General features: G+C 32.7%; 15 protein-coding genes. 10 read left to right on the top strand and 5 right to left on the bottom strand.

Annotation, left to right across the window (positions count from 1 at the left end; all coding sequences use genetic code 11):
* The 5 genes from ACIQ11_RS03935 to ACIQ11_RS03915 form a co-directional block, all read left to right on the top strand.
* On the top strand, positions 1 to 69 hold a 69-nt coding region (locus ACIQ11_RS03935), incomplete at its 5' end, for a DUF5522 domain-containing protein (RefSeq protein ID WP_396152993.1).
* A gap of 77 nt (positions 70 to 146) precedes the next feature.
* Positions 147 to 2,126: a urocanate hydratase gene (locus ACIQ11_RS03930; protein ID WP_396152990.1), complete on the top strand. Its 1,980-nt coding sequence runs from the start codon at positions 147 to 149 to the stop codon at positions 2,124 to 2,126.
* A gap of 10 nt (positions 2,127 to 2,136) precedes the next feature.
* Positions 2,137 to 2,673, top strand: a complete 537-nt coding sequence (locus ACIQ11_RS03925) for a DUF4136 domain-containing protein (protein ID WP_396152988.1) — start codon at positions 2,137 to 2,139, stop codon at positions 2,671 to 2,673.
* A gap of 128 nt (positions 2,674 to 2,801) precedes the next feature.
* Complete coding sequence (locus ACIQ11_RS03920) at positions 2,802 to 4,559, top strand: aromatic amino acid hydroxylase (RefSeq protein ID WP_396152986.1); 1,758 nt, start codon at positions 2,802 to 2,804, stop codon at positions 4,557 to 4,559.
* A gap of 58 nt (positions 4,560 to 4,617) precedes the next feature.
* A complete protein-coding gene (locus ACIQ11_RS03915) occupies positions 4,618 to 4,926 on the top strand; it encodes a rhodanese-like domain-containing protein (RefSeq protein ID WP_353078368.1) in 309 nt (102 codons plus the stop codon).
* 8 nt (positions 4,927 to 4,934) lie between these two features.
* Here ACIQ11_RS03915 and ACIQ11_RS03910 read toward each other — a convergent pair whose 3' ends face one another.
* On the bottom strand, positions 4,935 to 5,882 hold the full coding sequence (locus ACIQ11_RS03910; RefSeq protein ID WP_396152984.1) for a GSCFA domain-containing protein: 948 nt from the start codon (positions 5,880 to 5,882) through the stop codon (positions 4,935 to 4,937).
* Between the two features lie 104 nt (positions 5,883 to 5,986).
* On the opposite strand from ACIQ11_RS03910, the gene ACIQ11_RS03905 reads away from it, so the two are divergent.
* Positions 5,987 to 7,732 carry an ABC transporter ATP-binding protein gene (locus tag ACIQ11_RS03905; RefSeq protein ID WP_396152982.1) on the top strand — a complete coding sequence of 582 codons (1,746 nt, stop codon included), beginning with the start codon at positions 5,987 to 5,989 and terminating at the stop codon, positions 7,730 to 7,732.
* Between the two features lie 5 nt (positions 7,733 to 7,737).
* Here the strand turns inward: ACIQ11_RS03905 and ACIQ11_RS03900 are convergent, their stop codons facing one another.
* From ACIQ11_RS03900 to alaS, 3 genes are read right to left on the bottom strand one after another with little or no spacing between them, the layout of a single operon-like run.
* Positions 7,738 to 8,247: a hypothetical protein gene (locus ACIQ11_RS03900; RefSeq protein WP_396152980.1), complete on the bottom strand. Its 510-nt coding sequence runs from the start codon at positions 8,245 to 8,247 to the stop codon at positions 7,738 to 7,740.
* A 24-nt stretch (positions 8,248 to 8,271) separates the two neighbouring features.
* Entirely contained in the window at positions 8,272 to 8,709 is a 438-nt protein-coding gene (locus ACIQ11_RS03895) for a hypothetical protein (protein WP_396152978.1), read from the bottom strand.
* 48 nt (positions 8,710 to 8,757) lie between these two features.
* Positions 8,758 to 11,394 carry an alanine--tRNA ligase gene (gene alaS / locus ACIQ11_RS03890; protein WP_396152976.1) on the bottom strand — a complete coding sequence of 879 codons (2,637 nt, stop codon included), beginning with the start codon at positions 11,392 to 11,394 and terminating at the stop codon, positions 8,758 to 8,760.
* A gap of 286 nt (positions 11,395 to 11,680) precedes the next feature.
* Here alaS and ACIQ11_RS03885 point away from each other — a divergent pair, with 286 nt between their 5' ends.
* The 4 genes from ACIQ11_RS03885 (at position 11,681) to ACIQ11_RS03870 (ending at position 13,944) form a co-directional block, all read left to right on the top strand.
* Positions 11,681 to 12,010 (top strand): MerR family transcriptional regulator, encoded by a 330-nt coding sequence (locus ACIQ11_RS03885; protein ID WP_291242825.1) that lies wholly within the window; start codon positions 11,681 to 11,683, stop codon positions 12,008 to 12,010.
* Between the two features lie 79 nt (positions 12,011 to 12,089).
* On the top strand, positions 12,090 to 12,671 hold the full coding sequence (locus ACIQ11_RS03880) for a LemA family protein (protein ID WP_396152974.1): 582 nt from the start codon (positions 12,090 to 12,092) through the stop codon (positions 12,669 to 12,671).
* A 21-nt stretch (positions 12,672 to 12,692) separates the two neighbouring features.
* Positions 12,693 to 13,133, top strand: a complete 441-nt coding sequence (locus tag ACIQ11_RS03875; protein ID WP_396152972.1) for a TPM domain-containing protein — start codon at positions 12,693 to 12,695, stop codon at positions 13,131 to 13,133.
* A gap of 1 nt (position 13,134) precedes the next feature.
* Positions 13,135 to 13,944 (top strand): TPM domain-containing protein, encoded by an 810-nt coding sequence (locus ACIQ11_RS03870; protein ID WP_396152970.1) that lies wholly within the window; start codon positions 13,135 to 13,137, stop codon positions 13,942 to 13,944.
* Between the two features lie 111 nt (positions 13,945 to 14,055).
* Here ACIQ11_RS03870 and der read toward each other — a convergent pair whose 3' ends face one another.
* Positions 14,056 to 15,357 (bottom strand): ribosome biogenesis GTPase Der, encoded by a 1,302-nt coding sequence (der, locus tag ACIQ11_RS03865; protein ID WP_396152968.1) that lies wholly within the window; start codon positions 15,355 to 15,357, stop codon positions 14,056 to 14,058.
* Between the last annotated feature and the right edge of the window lie 2 nt (positions 15,358 to 15,359).

Below are 15,359 nucleotides of genomic sequence, written 5' to 3'. Positions count from 1 at the left end.
TGCTGTAAAAGTGGCTGTAGACATTGCCCATATGGTTTCGACAAAAAAACAGGAACAAATAAAAAATAGTTTTAGACAACCGATTTTCAAACATAAATTTCTGAAAATCAAAATTCTAAAAATCAAAAATCAAAAAAAAAAAAAAAATGACTTTTAAAGAGCAAATACAACAAGGAATTCCAGATGTTTTACCGCAACATAAACCGTATGATGCCGCAATAAATCACGCACCAAAACGTAAAGAAATTCTTTCAGACGAAGAAAAAAAATTAGCTTTAAAAAACGCTTTACGCTATTTTGATGTCAAACATCATGCCACGTTACTGCCAGAATTTAAAGCAGAATTAGAAAAATATGGTCGAATTTATATGTATCGATTTCGACCAGATTACGAAATGAAAGCCAGACCAATTTCTGAATATCCAGGAAATTCTGAGCAGGCAAAAGCCATTATGTTGATGATCCAAAATAATTTAGATTATGCAGTAGCACAACATCCGCATGAATTAATTACATATGGAGGAAATGGTGCGGTTTTTCAAAATTGGGCACAATATTTACTTACTATGAAATATTTGTCTGAAATGACAGATGAACAAACGTTATCTATGTATTCTGGTCATCCGATGGGATTATTCCCTTCTCATAAAGAGGCACCAAGAGTTGTAGTTACCAACGGAATGGTAATTCCAAATTACTCTAAACCAGATGATTGGGAAAAAATGAATGCTTTAGGCGTGTCGCAATACGGACAAATGACCGCAGGAAGTTATATGTATATTGGACCTCAAGGTATTGTTCATGGCACTACAATTACCGTTTTAAACGGTTTTCGAAAAATAAAAAAATCACCAAAAGGAGGATTATTTGTAACTTCAGGTTTAGGTGGAATGTCTGGCGCACAGCCAAAAGCAGGAAATATTGCGGGATGTGTTACCGTTTGCGCGGAAGTGAATCCTAAAATTACACATATTCGCCATTCACAAGGTTGGATAAATGAAGTAATTGAAGACATTACACTTTTAGTAGCGAGAGTTAGAAAAGCATTGGAAACCAATGAAGTAGTTTCTATTGCTTATTTAGGAAATGTTGTAGATGTTTGGGAACGATTTGATGAAGAAAATTTACACATCGATTTAGGTTCTGACCAAACGTCACTTCACAATCCTTGGGCTGGTGGCTACTACCCTATTGGATTTACATTTGATGAGTCAAATGAAATGATGGCAAATCATCCAGAAAAATTTAAGGAAGAAGTACAAAAAACGTTGCGTCGACATGCGCTTGCAATTAATAAACATACGGATAAAGGTGCCTATTTCTTCGACTATGGAAATGCGTTTTTATTAGAAGCTTCAAGAGCAGGTGCAGATGTTTTTGCAGAGAATCATATCGATTTTAAATACAATAGTTACGTACAAGACATTATGGGTCCAATGTGTTTTGATTATGGATTTGGACCATTTCGTTGGGTTTGTGCCTCAGGAAATCCTGAAGATTTAGCTAAAACTGATGAAATTGCTTGTTCTGTTTTAGAAGAAATGATTACAACTTCGCCAGTTGAAATTCAACAACAAATGGCAGACAATATTCAGTGGATTAAAGGCGCTCAAGAAAATAAATTAGTGGTAGGATCGCAAGCTCGTATTTTATATGCTGATGCCGAAGGACGAATTAAAATTGCAGAAGCATTTAATCAAGCAATAGCTCGAGGCGAAATTGGAATGGTAATTTTAGGAAGAGACCATCATGATGTTTCAGGTACAGATTCGCCATACAGAGAAACGTCTAATATTTATGACGGTTCCAGATTTACAGCCGATATGGCCATTCAAAATGTAATTGGCGACAGTTTCCGTGGTGCCACTTGGGTTTCTATTCATAATGGCGGCGGCGTTGGCTGGGGTGAAGTCATAAACGGTGGTTTTGGCATGCTTCTTGATGGTACAAAAGAAGCATCTAAGCGTTTGGAAATGATGTTGTTCTGGGATGTAAATAATGGAATATCAAGAAGAAATTGGGCCAGAAATGAAGGCGCAATATTCGCTATAAAACGTGCAATGGAAGCTCAACCTTTATTAAAAGTAACGCTTCCAAACTTAGTTGACGAAAAATTATTAAATTAAATATTAGAATATGAAATTAATTAAACTTCTATCGGTTATAGGATTTTTCATCCTTACTTCTTGTTCGTCTGTATATGTAAATACAGATTATGACAAAAAAGCAAATTTTGCAGCTTACAAAACCTATGCCTATAATAAAAGCAGCATAGATAAATTAGAAATTTCAGATTTAGACAAGAAGCGTATTTTATATGCAATTGATGCTGTAATGCCTACTAAACAATTTTCAAAATCTGAAAATCCCGATGTTTTAATCAATATTTTCACCAAAGAGCGTGAACGTGTTAATGTATACAACAACATGGGTTGGGGCTACGGTTTTGGCTGGGGCTGGGGTCCAGGTTGGGGAATGGGAATGGGTTTCACGCAAACAACGACTACTCCAGAAGGCACGTTATATATTGACATTGTTGATGCAAAAACTAAAGAGTTAGTTTGGCAAGGTATAGGAACAGGATATTTAACAACAAACTTTGAAAAGAAAGACGAACGAATTGCTGAATTTGTTTCAAAAATTTTAGAGAAATACCCACCAGTAATAAAATAAAAGTTCAAGTAAATATATTAATCCTGATACGTTTTTTAAATTCTTGTCAGGATTTTTATTTGCATGATAAAAATCATAATTGGATTTAAAATTTATTGTAATTTTACAACAAATAACAAACAACCTTTATGGAACTTAATTTTGAAAGTAACCCTCTGATAGACAGATTACCTGAACATTTAAAACAGTTTATTATCCCACAAGATTATTCTGATTACACACCAATTAATCAAGCGGTTTGGAGATATGTAATGCGTAAAAACGTAAATTATTTATCAAAAGTGGCACATAATTCTTATTTAGAAGGATTAGAAAAAACGGGCTTAGAAATTGATAATATTCCTAACATGTATGGTATGAACCGAATTTTGAAAGAAATTGGTTGGGCTGCTGTGGCAGTTGACGGATTTATTCCTCCAAGTGCTTTTATGGAATTTCAAGCTTATAATGTTTTAGTAATTGCTTGTGATATTAGACAATTAGAACATATTGAATACACTCCCGCTCCAGATATTATTCATGAAGGTGCTGGACACGCTCCTATTATTGCCAATCCAGAATATGCAGAATATTTACGTCGTTTTGGCGAAATTGGTTGCAAGGCCATTTCATCTTCAAGAGATTACGAATTATACGAAGCCGTTCGATTATTATCTATCGTAAAAGAAGCTGAAGACACTCCGGAAACTGAAATTAAAGCTGCAGAAGACCAAGTTGAATTTTTACAAAACAATATGGGTGAATTGTCTGAAATGTCAAAAATTAGAAATTTACATTGGTGGACAGTAGAATATGGCTTAATTGGAACAGTGGAAAACCCAAAAATATATGGTGCAGGTTTGCTATCATCTATTGGTGAAAGTGCTTGGTGTATGACAGATGAAGTAAAAAAACTTCCCTACGATATTTCAGCAGCAGACCAAAGTTTTGATATCACCAAACCACAACCTCAACTTTATGTAACGCCAGATTTTGCCAAATTAAGTTCTGTTTTAGAAGAATTTGCAAATAAAATGGCATTGCGAACAGGAGGTTTATCTGGAATTCAAAAATTAATTACTTCAAAAGCTATGGGTACTGCAGAGTTAAGTACTGGCTTACAAATTTCAGGTATTTTTACTAACGTTATTGAAAACGAAGGAAAACCAGTATACATTCAAACCACAGGAAATACAGCTTTATCATATAGAGAAAAAGAATTAGTAGGACACGGAACAGCATCGCATCCTGATGGATTTGGTTCGCCAATAGGAATGCTAAAAGGCATCAACTTGGCCATAGAAGATATGGGCCCAAGAGATTTACGCGCCTATGATATTTACGAAGGCGAACAAATTACTTTAGAATTTGAAGGAAACATTAAAGTTTCTGGTGAAATTATTACAGGTACACGAAATTTACAAGGTGAAATTTTACTAATTAAATTCAAAAACTGTACAGTAACTCACGGCGAAACGGTATTATTTGCTCCAGAATGGGGAATTTATGATATGGCTGTAGGTAAAAAAATAACATCTGCCTTTTCAGGACCTGCAGATGTTTCAAGTTTTGATATGATTACCCACGTTCCAACATCGCATACTATAAAACAAAAAAAATCAAGCAAACGAGAAGAACTTGAAAATTTATACCTAAATATTAGAAAATTAAGAGAAGGAAAATCTGCTGAAATCACGCTGAAAGAAGCATTTGGTGCTGTAACTGCAAATCACGAAAACGATTGGTTACTTTCAGTTGAAATTGCCGAATTAGCTAAAAAAGAAAATCATTCGGATTTAATTGATAAAGTTTTAAATCATTTAGAAAAAGTTAAAACAAAACGTCCGGAAATTGCACATTTAATTGACGGCGGTTTAGCTTTAATTTTCGAAAAACAAACTACATAGTAACATTTGTTACATAAAAATTATAAGATTCCCATATATTTGCTAAAAACAAAACAATATGGGAATTTTAGATTTTTTAGGATTTGGTGATAAATCCGCTCAAATTGCAGCATTTAAAGAAAAAAATGCAATAATCATTGATGTTAGAACATATGAAGAATTTGCTGGAGGACACATTCAAAACTCCAAAAACATTCCTTTACAAATTATCGAATCGAAAATTAACGACATAAAAAAACTAAACAAACCAGTTATTGCTTGTTGCAGAAGCGGAAACAGAAGCGGAATGGCAACAAACATACTAAAACGAAACGGTATTGAATGCATAAATGGCGGTAGCTGGCAAAGCTTACAAAGCAAATTATAATAGATGCCTTAAAATTTCATTTCAGGATATTTAGTAACAATGGCATTAATTTTCTGTTTTAAATTATCCTGAAATTTTAAATGACTTTCAGAATTAGGATTAAAAGGTCTGTGATTCAATGCTTTTTGAATTTCTGAAACGTGTTGCATCGTTTCAAATTCTTTTTCATTTATATAATTTTCAGAAAATCGCATCCAAATGTAATCAATTGCGGTTTGATTTGGATGTAACATATCTTCCGCATAAAATCGATAATCTCGTAACTCATCCATCATAATTTCATAACTTGGGAAATAAATACTTGAAGTAGCATTTGTTAGAAAATGATACAGCGCAGTAATTAAATGCGATTTACTTACATTGTTTTCTACAAAACCGTCTTTACTATGACGAACAGGAGAAATCGTAAAAATAAATTTACAATTTGGATTTACAACTTGAATTTCTGAAACAATTCTTTTCAAACTCGCTTCTACATCAGCAACATAAAGCAACTCTTTTACAAATTGTTTTTGTGAAACTTTATGACAATTCGCAACAAGCGTATCGCTTTCAATATGCTTGTACACCCAAGAAGTTCCTAAAGTAATTAGACAATGTGTCGCTTTTTCAAGATGCCCGTTTGTGGTATCAATCAATTGATTTAAAGTAGTAAGAAATTCCGTCTTATTAGGATTAGAAAGTTCGGAATGTACTTCAAAACAATGCCAAGCTTCGTTATGAAAAAATATATCTTTCTCTGTAAAATATTTTTTATGAAGACTTCTAAGAATTATTTTTTCTAATGATATTGGATTAAAAATAATTCCAAACGGATTGGTTATATTTTGGAATTTAAAATAGTCAAATTTATCACCCATATTTTCAGCAAAACAAGAACCTAAAGAAACTAATTTTGAAGAATAATCAATTAAAAAATCAGATTTTTTTATAGGAATGGTGGTTTGAAATTTCATAGCAATGTTTATCTTCTTTCAAAAATACAAAAACAAGTTAAATAGTTGTAAAAAAATATGTAAAGACTTTTTATTGCTTACTTTTGCGACTTAAATTTTCACAAATGAAATTGCTTTATAAGTATTTACGAAAACACAAATTACTACTCTTTTTTGCACTTTTAATGGCTACCATAAACATATGTTTTAGTTTATCGGATTCGATTATTACGGGTAAATTGATGCAGGATTGTGGTGTGGGAATTGCGAAATACAAAGGCGATGAAATCGGTTTCATAAAATCTGTTGGTTTTTGGTTAGGCCTTTCGCTTACAGCTGCAATGATTTCTCGTATCACAAAAAACTTTCAAGATTACTTTACCAATATTGTCATTCAAAGAACAGGTGCAGAAATGTATACGGATGGCATAAAAAAGTCTTTAGATTTACCTTACGAAGATTTTGAAGATCAAAGTAGTGGCGAAACCTTAAGTAAATTGCAGAAAGCCCGAACCGACTCAGAAAAGCTAATTACACTATCTATTTCATTGATTTTTCAAACCATAATTGGATTCATTTTTGTAATTGTTTACATTTCAAGAATTGACTACAGAATTGCATTTATTTTTGTATTAACCGCACCTATTATTGCATTTATTAGTTCCTTCTTAGGTAAAAAAATAAAAGCAGTGGCGAGAAATATCGTTATGCAAACCAATTCCTTAGCGGGATCAACCACAGAAAGTTTACGAAATATAGAATTGGTTAAAAGTTTGGGTTTAACCAAACAGGAAGAAAACAGGTTAAATTCAAATACACATAAAATTTTACAACTTGAAATTCAGAAAATTCGTTTTATAAGAAGTTTGAGTTTTATTCAAGGTACAACGGTGCATTTTATGCGAACGTGTGTAATATTCGGATTATATTATTTCTTATTTAGCGATAAAATTGTTGTTGGCGATTTACTAACTATGGTATTTTTTACCTTTTTTATTTTTAACCCATTGCAAGAATTAAGTGCTTTTATTATCGCTAAAAATGAAACAAAAGTATCGATGGAAAACTTCGAAAAATTGTTAAAAGCCAAATCAGAACACCGACCAGAAGAGCCAGAAAATTTTGGAAAAATAAGTTCTTTAGTGTTTACCGATGTAAGTTTCAAACATAAAACTGCCAAACAGCCTGCGGTTGAAAACATAAACTTTTCTATCAAACAAGGTGAAACTGTTGCATTTGTAGGTCCATCAGGATCCGGAAAAACAACTTTAGTTAAATTATTGGTTGGCTTATATCCGCCAGCAATTGGTCACGTTTTGTATAATGGTATCGATTCTAAAAAAATTGATATTTTAAAATTGCGAAAACAATTAGGGTTTGTAACACAAGACGCACAATTGTTTTCTGGAACAATTAGAGAAAATTTATTGTTTGTAAAACCAAAAGCAACAGATGAAGAATTAATAAGCGCGTTGCAAAAAGCAAGTTGTGGCAAACTTTTAGAACGTGCGGAAAACGGTTTAAATTCGACAATTGGTGAAGGTGGAATTAAAATTTCTGGAGGCGAAAAACAACGTTTGTCTATAGCCAGAGCTATTTTGAGACAGCCCAATTTATTAATTTTCGATGAAGCAACTTCTGCTTTAGATTCGATTACCGAAGAAGAAATTAATAGTACGATAAGAAATATTTCTGATGAAAACAGAATTACTATTTTAATTGCTCATCGATTATCAACCATAATGCACGCTGATAAAATTTTCGTATTAGAACAAGGTAAAATTATTGAACAAGGTAAACACGAAGATTTATTGGTTGAAAAAGGGTTGTATTATGCGATGTGGCGACAACAAATTGGGGAAAGAAAATAATTTATTTACTCTACTTCCACGCGACTTTTTCTGCGGTTATCTTCTATTATTTTAAATCTTTTTTTATCCTCGCCACGAATCCAACGTAAAAAACCCTTATCATCATAAATAGCAAAGTAGCCGTGTTCATTATTACGAGCGTGGTCCCAAGACTCCCTAACATAATTATTACCTTCTAAATCCCACAAATTATAAGCAGAATGTGAGCACCAAGTCTTATAGTATTTCATTCCTTTGTAGAAAATAGTGAACGGTGCTACTTTTCTCCCGCAAAATAGTTCACAAGTAATATCCTCTAAAGCCTCAACAGTAATAACAGCAATATCTCTATCCTTAATATATAATCCTATGTTTTTAAATCTGTCTTTTGTCCAAATTTTATTGGGATTTGCATCAATCGAATAGTAAAGATTATTAGTTAAACTTGGTGTTTCCTCAGTTACACTTGGGTCGCGTTGTGGAATTGTTTTCTTGAAATGTATTTTTAATTTGTCTTCTAACTTGTATAATATCATAAAACGACTTTAGAAATTGTTTTTTTAAACAAACAATGCATCTTTTTTTGTAACATCAATTTTTTTTCCAATTATATTTTCAATTTTATTGAAAAATTTATTTACGTTGTTACCTTCAAAACAATACTTTTCTGAATCTTCTGGAAGAAAATCCAAATTATTAGGATGTAATAAAAATTTGTAATTTGCCCCTTCTACTGAATAAATTTTTAATTTATAATCAGAAAGAAAATTGTCAATATTATCTTTTAAAGAATCAATTTGAAAGAATAATTGTAATTCTTTCATTTTGATAAACAATTTTAATTCTTTAGTATTTATAAAATTAATTTTTATTTCTTTTTTATTTTTTAAATCATAAAATAAATTTTTATCTAATTGTCTTTCAATAAATCTTAAATAGTAAAATTCACCACTCTCTTCGTGATGAAATTCATAATAATAATCTTTTTTAAATTCCATATTACATACTATTAAAATTATATTTACACTGAGCCTTTGCGTGATATATTACTTTATGAAATTCACCGCATTCTCTAAAACCTCAGCAATTCCTTTAGCATTTTTACCTTTTCCTGAAGCGAAAAACGGTTGTCCGCCTCCATTTCCATCAATGTATTTTCCTAATTCACGAATTACAGTTCCAGCGTTTAAACCTTTGTTTGCCACTAATTCTTTAGAGATATAACAGTGAATATTTGGTAAACCATCTTCCACTGAAGCTAAAACTACAAATGTATTTAGTTTGGAAGTTCCAATAGCTAGTGCTAAATCTTTCGTCGCACTCATAGATAAATCGACTTGTTTTACTAAGAAATTAATTCCATTAACATCTTGGAATTGAGAAACTAAACTTGTTGCTAATCCGTCAATTTTTTCTTTTACTAATTGCTCAATTTGTTTTTTCAATTTTGCGTTATCGTCTTGTAATGAAGCAACCGATTTTAAAACATCTTGCGGATTTTTCAATACTTCCTTAATTTCCGACAAGGTATTTTCTTGATTCGTGTAGAACGCTTTAACGGCATCGCCAGTAATGGCTTCAATACGACGAATTCCAGCTGCTACAGCACCTTCCGAAATAATTTTGAAATGCCATATTTCAGCACTATTTTTCACGTGAATTCCGCCACATAATTCCTTACTATTTCCAAATTCAATCATTCTTACTGAATCGCCATATTTTTCACCAAATAAAGCCATTGCACCTTTGTCTAATGCTTCTTTGATTGGAATATTTCGGTGCTCCACTAATTGTAATTGGGCTTCAATTTGAGAATTAACACTATTTTCAACCTGACGTAATTCTGCATCAGAAACTTTTGAAAAATGCGAAAAATCGAAACGTAAATAATTAGGATTTACTAACGAACCTTTCTGTTCTACGTGCGTTCCTAAAATGGTTCTTAAAGCCAAATGCATCAAGTGTGTCGCCGAGTGATTTTTAGAAGTTGATGTTCTTAAATCTGTATTTACTTTAGCAGTAAAAGTGGCGTTTACATTTTCTGGTAATTGTTTTGCGAAATGTAAAATTAAGTTATTTTCTTTTTTCGTATCGATAATGTCAATCGTTTCATTTGCAGAAACTAAAATTCCCTTATCTCCTACTTGTCCACCACCTTCTGGATAAAAAGGGGTGTTATCTAAAACAATTTGGTATAAAATTCCGTCTTTTTTTGAATCTACTTTACGAATACGGGTAATTTTTGTTTCATTTTCCATTTGATCATATCCCACAAACGTTTCTACATTTCCTGGAATTAAAACCGACCAATCTTCAGTAGAAACTTCAGAAGCGGCGCGCGAACGTGCTTTTTGTTTTTGTAATTCTGTTTCGAAACCAGCTTCATCTAAACTAAATCCTCTTTCTCTAAGAATTAAAGCTGTTAAATCGATTGGAAATCCGAACGTATCATACAATTCGAACGCTTTTTCTCCAGAAACTTCTTTTCCTGAAGTATTTACCATTACGTTCTCTAATAATTGAATGCCTTGCTCTAACGTTCTTAAAAACGAAGCTTCTTCTTCACGAATTACATTGGTAACCAATTGTTGTTGCGATTTGATTTCTGGGAAAAATTCGCCCATTTGATTGGCTAATACATCAACTAACTTATTGATAAAAGGTTCTTTTGTATCTAAAAACGTAAATCCGTATCGAATCGCACGTCGTAAAATTCTACGAATTACATAGCCAGCTCCTGTATTTGAAGGCAATTGACCATCAGCAATAGCGAAAGCCACTGCACGAACGTGGTCTACAACCACACGAATAGCAATGTTGGTTTTTTCTTGGGTATTGGGTATTGGGTATTGGGTATTGGGCGTATATTTTAATCCTGTAATTTCTTCTACTTTCGCGATAAGCGGTGTAAACACATCGGTATCGTAATTTGATGTTACATTTTGCATCGCCATACACAAACGCTCAAATCCCATTCCGGTATCTACGTGTTGTGCGGGTAATTTTTCTAAAGAACCATCGGCTTTACGGTTAAATTCCATAAAAACGTTATTCCATATTTCCACTACTTGCGGATGGTCAGCATTGACTAAACTTCTTCCAGACACTTCATTTCTTTCAGCATCGGAACGTAAATCGATATGAATTTCTGAACACGGACCACACGGACCTTGGTCGCCCATTTCCCAAAAATTATCTTTTTTATTTCCTAATATAATTCGGTCTTCGGGTACAAATTGTTTCCAAATGTTCCAAGCGTCTTGATCAAAAGGCACATTATCTTCTGTACTACCTTCAAAAACAGACACATACAAACGGTCTTTTTCTAACTTTAAAACTTCCGTAAGAAATTCCCAAGCCCAAGGCAAGGCTTCTTTTTTGAAATAATCGCCAAAAGACCAATTTCCAAGCATCTCGAACATAGTGTGATGATACGTATCAAAACCTACATCTTCTAAATCGTTGTGCTTTCCTGAAACACGTAAACATTTTTGAGTATCTGTGATTCGATTGCTTTTTGGCGTACCATTTCCTAAGAAAAACTCTTTAAACTGTGCCATTCCTGAGTTATTAAACATCAGTGTTGGGTCGTCTTTTAATACAATTGGGGCAGAAGGAACGATGGTGTGTCCTTTGCTTTCAAAAAATTGTAAATACGCTTTTCTTATGTCTTGTGATTTCATTTTAAATGATATTGAATCGAATAATTAATTTGATTGAAATTCTAAAAAAATATTTCAAAATATGAAACAAAATTCAAGTTCTTTCGTATAATAAGTGTTACTTTGTTGTAACGTGCACAAAAATAGTAAATTTTAATGAAATCGCTAACAAGAAAAAGTTTCTAAAAGGCAACTTTTTTGTAAAAGAATTTGTTTTAATTACTAAATTAGCCAATAAAGAAAATTAAACTTTTGATTTGTGTGTCAATTGCACAATAATCAATGAGAGAATAATAAAAAGAAAAAAATGCAAGTAAACTTACCAGAAAAAAGATATTATGGCATTGGCGAATTAGCGAAGGCATTTGATGTAAACGCTTCATTAATTCGTTTTTGGGATAAAGAATTTGATGAAATCAATCCTAAAAAAAATGCGAAGGGTGACAGAATGTTTCGTCCAGATGATGTAAAAGTATTGCAAATGATTTACCATTTAGTAAAAGAACGCGGGTTTACTCTGGAAGGAGCCAAAATTCATTTGAAAGAAGGTAAAAAGAAAACCTTAGACAATTTTGAAATCATAAATAAATTGGAGGGCATCAAAAACAAATTGCAAGAAATGAAAAAAGGACTTTGATTAAGTAATCAGTGTTCAGTGATTAGTAAACAGTAAAAAATTAACAATAAAATAAATTAACTTAAAATAATAAAAAATTATGAAAAAATTTGCTCCCGTATTAGTAGTCGTAGGTGTTCTTATCTTAGGGTTTTTATACTTTATGAATGTAAAAAATAAAGCTTTACTATTTAGTCAAGCCACAGAAAAAGAATGGGGAAATGTAAATACCGCATACCAAAGAAGACTTGATTTAATTGACAATTTAGTCAATACCGTTAAAGGCGCTGCGGATTTTGAAAAAAGTACCTTAACAGCAGTTGTAGAAGCAAGAGCAAAAGCTACATCGGTAACTATCGATCCGAAAAACATTACTCCTGCGCAATTAGATCAATTTAATCAAGCGCAAAGTGGTATTACGAGTTCATTATCGAAACTTTTAGTTAGCGTTGAAGCTTATCCTCAATTAAGAGCGACAGAAAATTTCACAAAACTACAAGATGAATTAGCGAGTACAGAAAACCAAATTTTAACTGCAAGAACTCGTTTTAACGAATCCGTATTAGCATATAATGGTTATGTTTTAGCTATGCCACAAAATATATTTTTAGGTAGTTATACTGAAAAAGCATACTTTAAAGCTGTTGCTGGAGCTGAAAATGCTCCGAAAGTAAAATTCTAATTCAGTTTAAACATTCAAATAATGCCAGAAACCACAGCGTTTTTATCTAAAGCTGACGAACAAGAAATTGTTGCAGCGATTGTGATTGCCGAAAAAAACACTTCAGGTGAAATTCGTGTACATATTGAAGAAAATAGTACCAAACCTTCAATGGAAAGAGCGAAAGAGGTGTTTCATATCCTTAATATGGATGCTACCGAATTGAAAAACGGAGTGCTTTTTTACATTTGTACAGCAACCAAAAGTTTTGCAATTCTTGGTGATAAAGGTATTAATGATTTAGTTGCAACCGATTTTTGGAATTCTACTAAAGATGTAGTACTTGATAAATTCAAAGCTGGACAATATAAAGACGGTTTAATTAAAGGGATTTTAGAAGCTGGTATACAATTGAAAAAATATTTTCCTTATAATGATGAAACCGACACGAATGAATTGTCTAATGAAATTTCAAAAGGTTAATATGGAAATTCGAAAATTTAAATTCCAAATTCTAAAAAGTAGTAGTTGTATTGCCTTTTTTACTTTTTTATTATTTTCTCAATTTTCGTTAGGACAATATAAAATACCGGAAAAACCCAGTTTACAGACTTCTGTTTATGATTATGCAAAACTTTTAACTAATGTTGAAAAAACACAATTAGAAGAAAAATTAGTTAGATATTCGGATTCCACTTCTACACAAATTGTTGCCATTATTATAGAAGATTTAAACGGAGACAATATCCAAACTTTAACGCCAAATTGGGGAGAAGCTTGGGGAATTGGAGACGCTGAAAAAGATAATGGAATTGTAATTTTGCTTTCGAAAAACGATCGTAAAATTTGGATTTCTCCAGGTTATGGGGCCGAAGTACAACTTGTAGCCGGTATGACTGGTGAAATTGTTAGAAATGTTATAATTCCGGAATTTAAAACAGGAAATTATTATACTGGATTAGACAAAGGTACAGATGCCATTTTTAAAGTATTAACTGGAAAATACAAAGGCGAACGAAAAAAAGATAAAGGAAGTAGTATTCCAATACTAATCATAATAGTTTTTGTAATTTTATTTTTAATCATAGCCTCTAAAAACAAAGGAAATAATGGCGGCAATTCTGGTGGAATGGGTGGTCCTGACTTAATGGATATTATTATATTAAGTAGTTTGGGTCGCAGCGGCGGTAGTTTTGGCGGTGGTTCATCATCTGGTGGTGGATTTGGCGGAGGCTTCGGTGGTGGATTTGGAGGAGGCGGCTTTTCTGGTGGAGGTGCTGGAGGGAGTTGGTAGCTTTAGTAATCAGTTGGCAGTTTTTAGTGTTCAGTTTATAAACTTTTAAAAACATAAAACCTTGAGAGGTTCTAATACAAAAAAAACCGATAATCACTTATCGGTTTTTTTTTATTTCTGTCTAAAGTAAATGTCTATTGGGACACCACTAAAATTGTAGTTTTCTCGCAATTTATTTTCAATAAAACGTTTGTAAGGGTCTTTTACATATTGCGGTAAGTTGGCAAAAAACACAAACTGTGGTACCGGAGTAGGCAATTGCATACAATATTTAATTTTTACATACTTCCCTTTTAACGCTGGTGGCGGTTGGTTTTCTATAATTGGTAACATCAAATCGTTGAATTTTGATGTTGGTACTTTTTGTTTTCTGTTTTCAAAAACCTCAACAGCTGTTTCTAATCCTTTTAATAAACGTTGTTTTTCTAACGCAGATACAAATAGAATTGGCACATCTGTAAACGGTTGAATTTGCTCACGAATTTTACGCTCGTAATCTCTTGCGGTCATAGTATCTTTTTCAACTAAATCCCATTTGTTGACTAAAATTACAATTCCTTTTCTGTTTTTTTCGGCCAGCCAAAAAATACTTTGATCTTGTCCTTCAAAACCACGAGTGGCATCAATTACCAAAATACAAACATCAGAATGTTCAATGGCACGAACCGAACGCATTACAGAATAAAATTCTAAATCTTCTTTTACTTTCGCTTTTCTTCTAATTCCGGCAGTATCTACCAAGTTAAATTCAAAACCAAAACGATTATAAGTGGTATCAATGGCATCACGAGTAGTTCCAGCAATGTCTGTAACCACAAATCTATCTTCACCAATTAAGGCATTAATAATAGAAGATTTTCCTGCATTTGGACGACCCACAACGGCAAAACGAGGTAAAGGATTTTCATCTTCAACGGCTTCTGGCATTTCAGGTAAAACTTCTACTAATTTATCTAATAATTCACCCGTTCCACTTCCATTCATAGCGCCTATAGTGAAATATTCGCCCAATCCTAAATTATAAAACTCTAACGCATCTGTAACACGTTTCGAATTATCAACTTTGTTCACGGCTAATAAAACTGGTTTAGTAACCTTACGTAATAATTTCGCCACTTCATCATCCATTGGCGTAATGCCTTCTTCTACATCTACCATAAAAATAATGGCATCGCATTCATCTATCGCTAATTCTACTTGTTTTCTAATTTCGCCTTCAAAAATATCATCAGAACCTTTAATGTATCCACCTGTATCAATTACAGAAAATTCTTTTCCATTCCACTCACTTTTTCCATAATTTCTATCACGCGTAACGCCACTCACAGAGTCTACTATGGCATCTCTACGTTGGATTAAACGATTAAAAAGCGTAGATTTTCCTACATTTGGTCTTCCTACTATGGCTACAATAT

It is taken from the genome of Flavobacterium sp. (assembly GCF_044361065.1).
Classification (GTDB): Bacteria; Bacteroidota; Bacteroidia; order Flavobacteriales; family Flavobacteriaceae; genus Flavobacterium.
The sequence above is the reverse complement of the archived record's forward strand: the minus strand, read 5'-3'. Positions and strand labels throughout refer to the sequence as shown.

What these genes read in the sequence shown, in the direction of transcription:
- ACIQ11_RS03925 (WP_396152988.1), top strand. Translation starts at nt 2,137, where the DNA reads ATGAAATTAATTAAACTTCTATCGGTTATAGGATTTTTCATCCTTACT.
- ACIQ11_RS03900 (WP_396152980.1), bottom strand. Translation starts at nt 8,247, where the DNA reads ATGATATTATACAAGTTAGAAGACAAATTAAAAATACATTTCAAGAAA.
- ACIQ11_RS03870 (WP_396152970.1), top strand. Translation starts at nt 13,135, where the DNA reads ATGGAAATTCGAAAATTTAAATTCCAAATTCTAAAAAGTAGTAGTTGT.
- ACIQ11_RS03895 (WP_396152978.1), bottom strand. Translation starts at nt 8,709, where the DNA reads ATGGAATTTAAAAAAGATTATTATTATGAATTTCATCACGAAGAGAGT.
- ACIQ11_RS03915 (WP_353078368.1), top strand. Translation starts at nt 4,618, where the DNA reads ATGGGAATTTTAGATTTTTTAGGATTTGGTGATAAATCCGCTCAAATT.
- ACIQ11_RS03905 (WP_396152982.1), top strand. Translation starts at nt 5,987, where the DNA reads ATGAAATTGCTTTATAAGTATTTACGAAAACACAAATTACTACTCTTT.
- ACIQ11_RS03885 (WP_291242825.1), top strand. Translation starts at nt 11,681, where the DNA reads ATGCAAGTAAACTTACCAGAAAAAAGATATTATGGCATTGGCGAATTA.
- ACIQ11_RS03875 (WP_396152972.1), top strand. Translation starts at nt 12,693, where the DNA reads ATGCCAGAAACCACAGCGTTTTTATCTAAAGCTGACGAACAAGAAATT.
- ACIQ11_RS03910 (WP_396152984.1), bottom strand. Translation starts at nt 5,882, where the DNA reads ATGAAATTTCAAACCACCATTCCTATAAAAAAATCTGATTTTTTAATT.
- ACIQ11_RS03880 (WP_396152974.1), top strand. Translation starts at nt 12,090, where the DNA reads ATGAAAAAATTTGCTCCCGTATTAGTAGTCGTAGGTGTTCTTATCTTA.
- ACIQ11_RS03930 (WP_396152990.1), top strand. Translation starts at nt 147, where the DNA reads ATGACTTTTAAAGAGCAAATACAACAAGGAATTCCAGATGTTTTACCG.
- alaS (WP_396152976.1), bottom strand. Translation starts at nt 11,394, where the DNA reads ATGAAATCACAAGACATAAGAAAAGCGTATTTACAATTTTTTGAAAGC.
- ACIQ11_RS03920 (WP_396152986.1), top strand. Translation starts at nt 2,802, where the DNA reads ATGGAACTTAATTTTGAAAGTAACCCTCTGATAGACAGATTACCTGAA.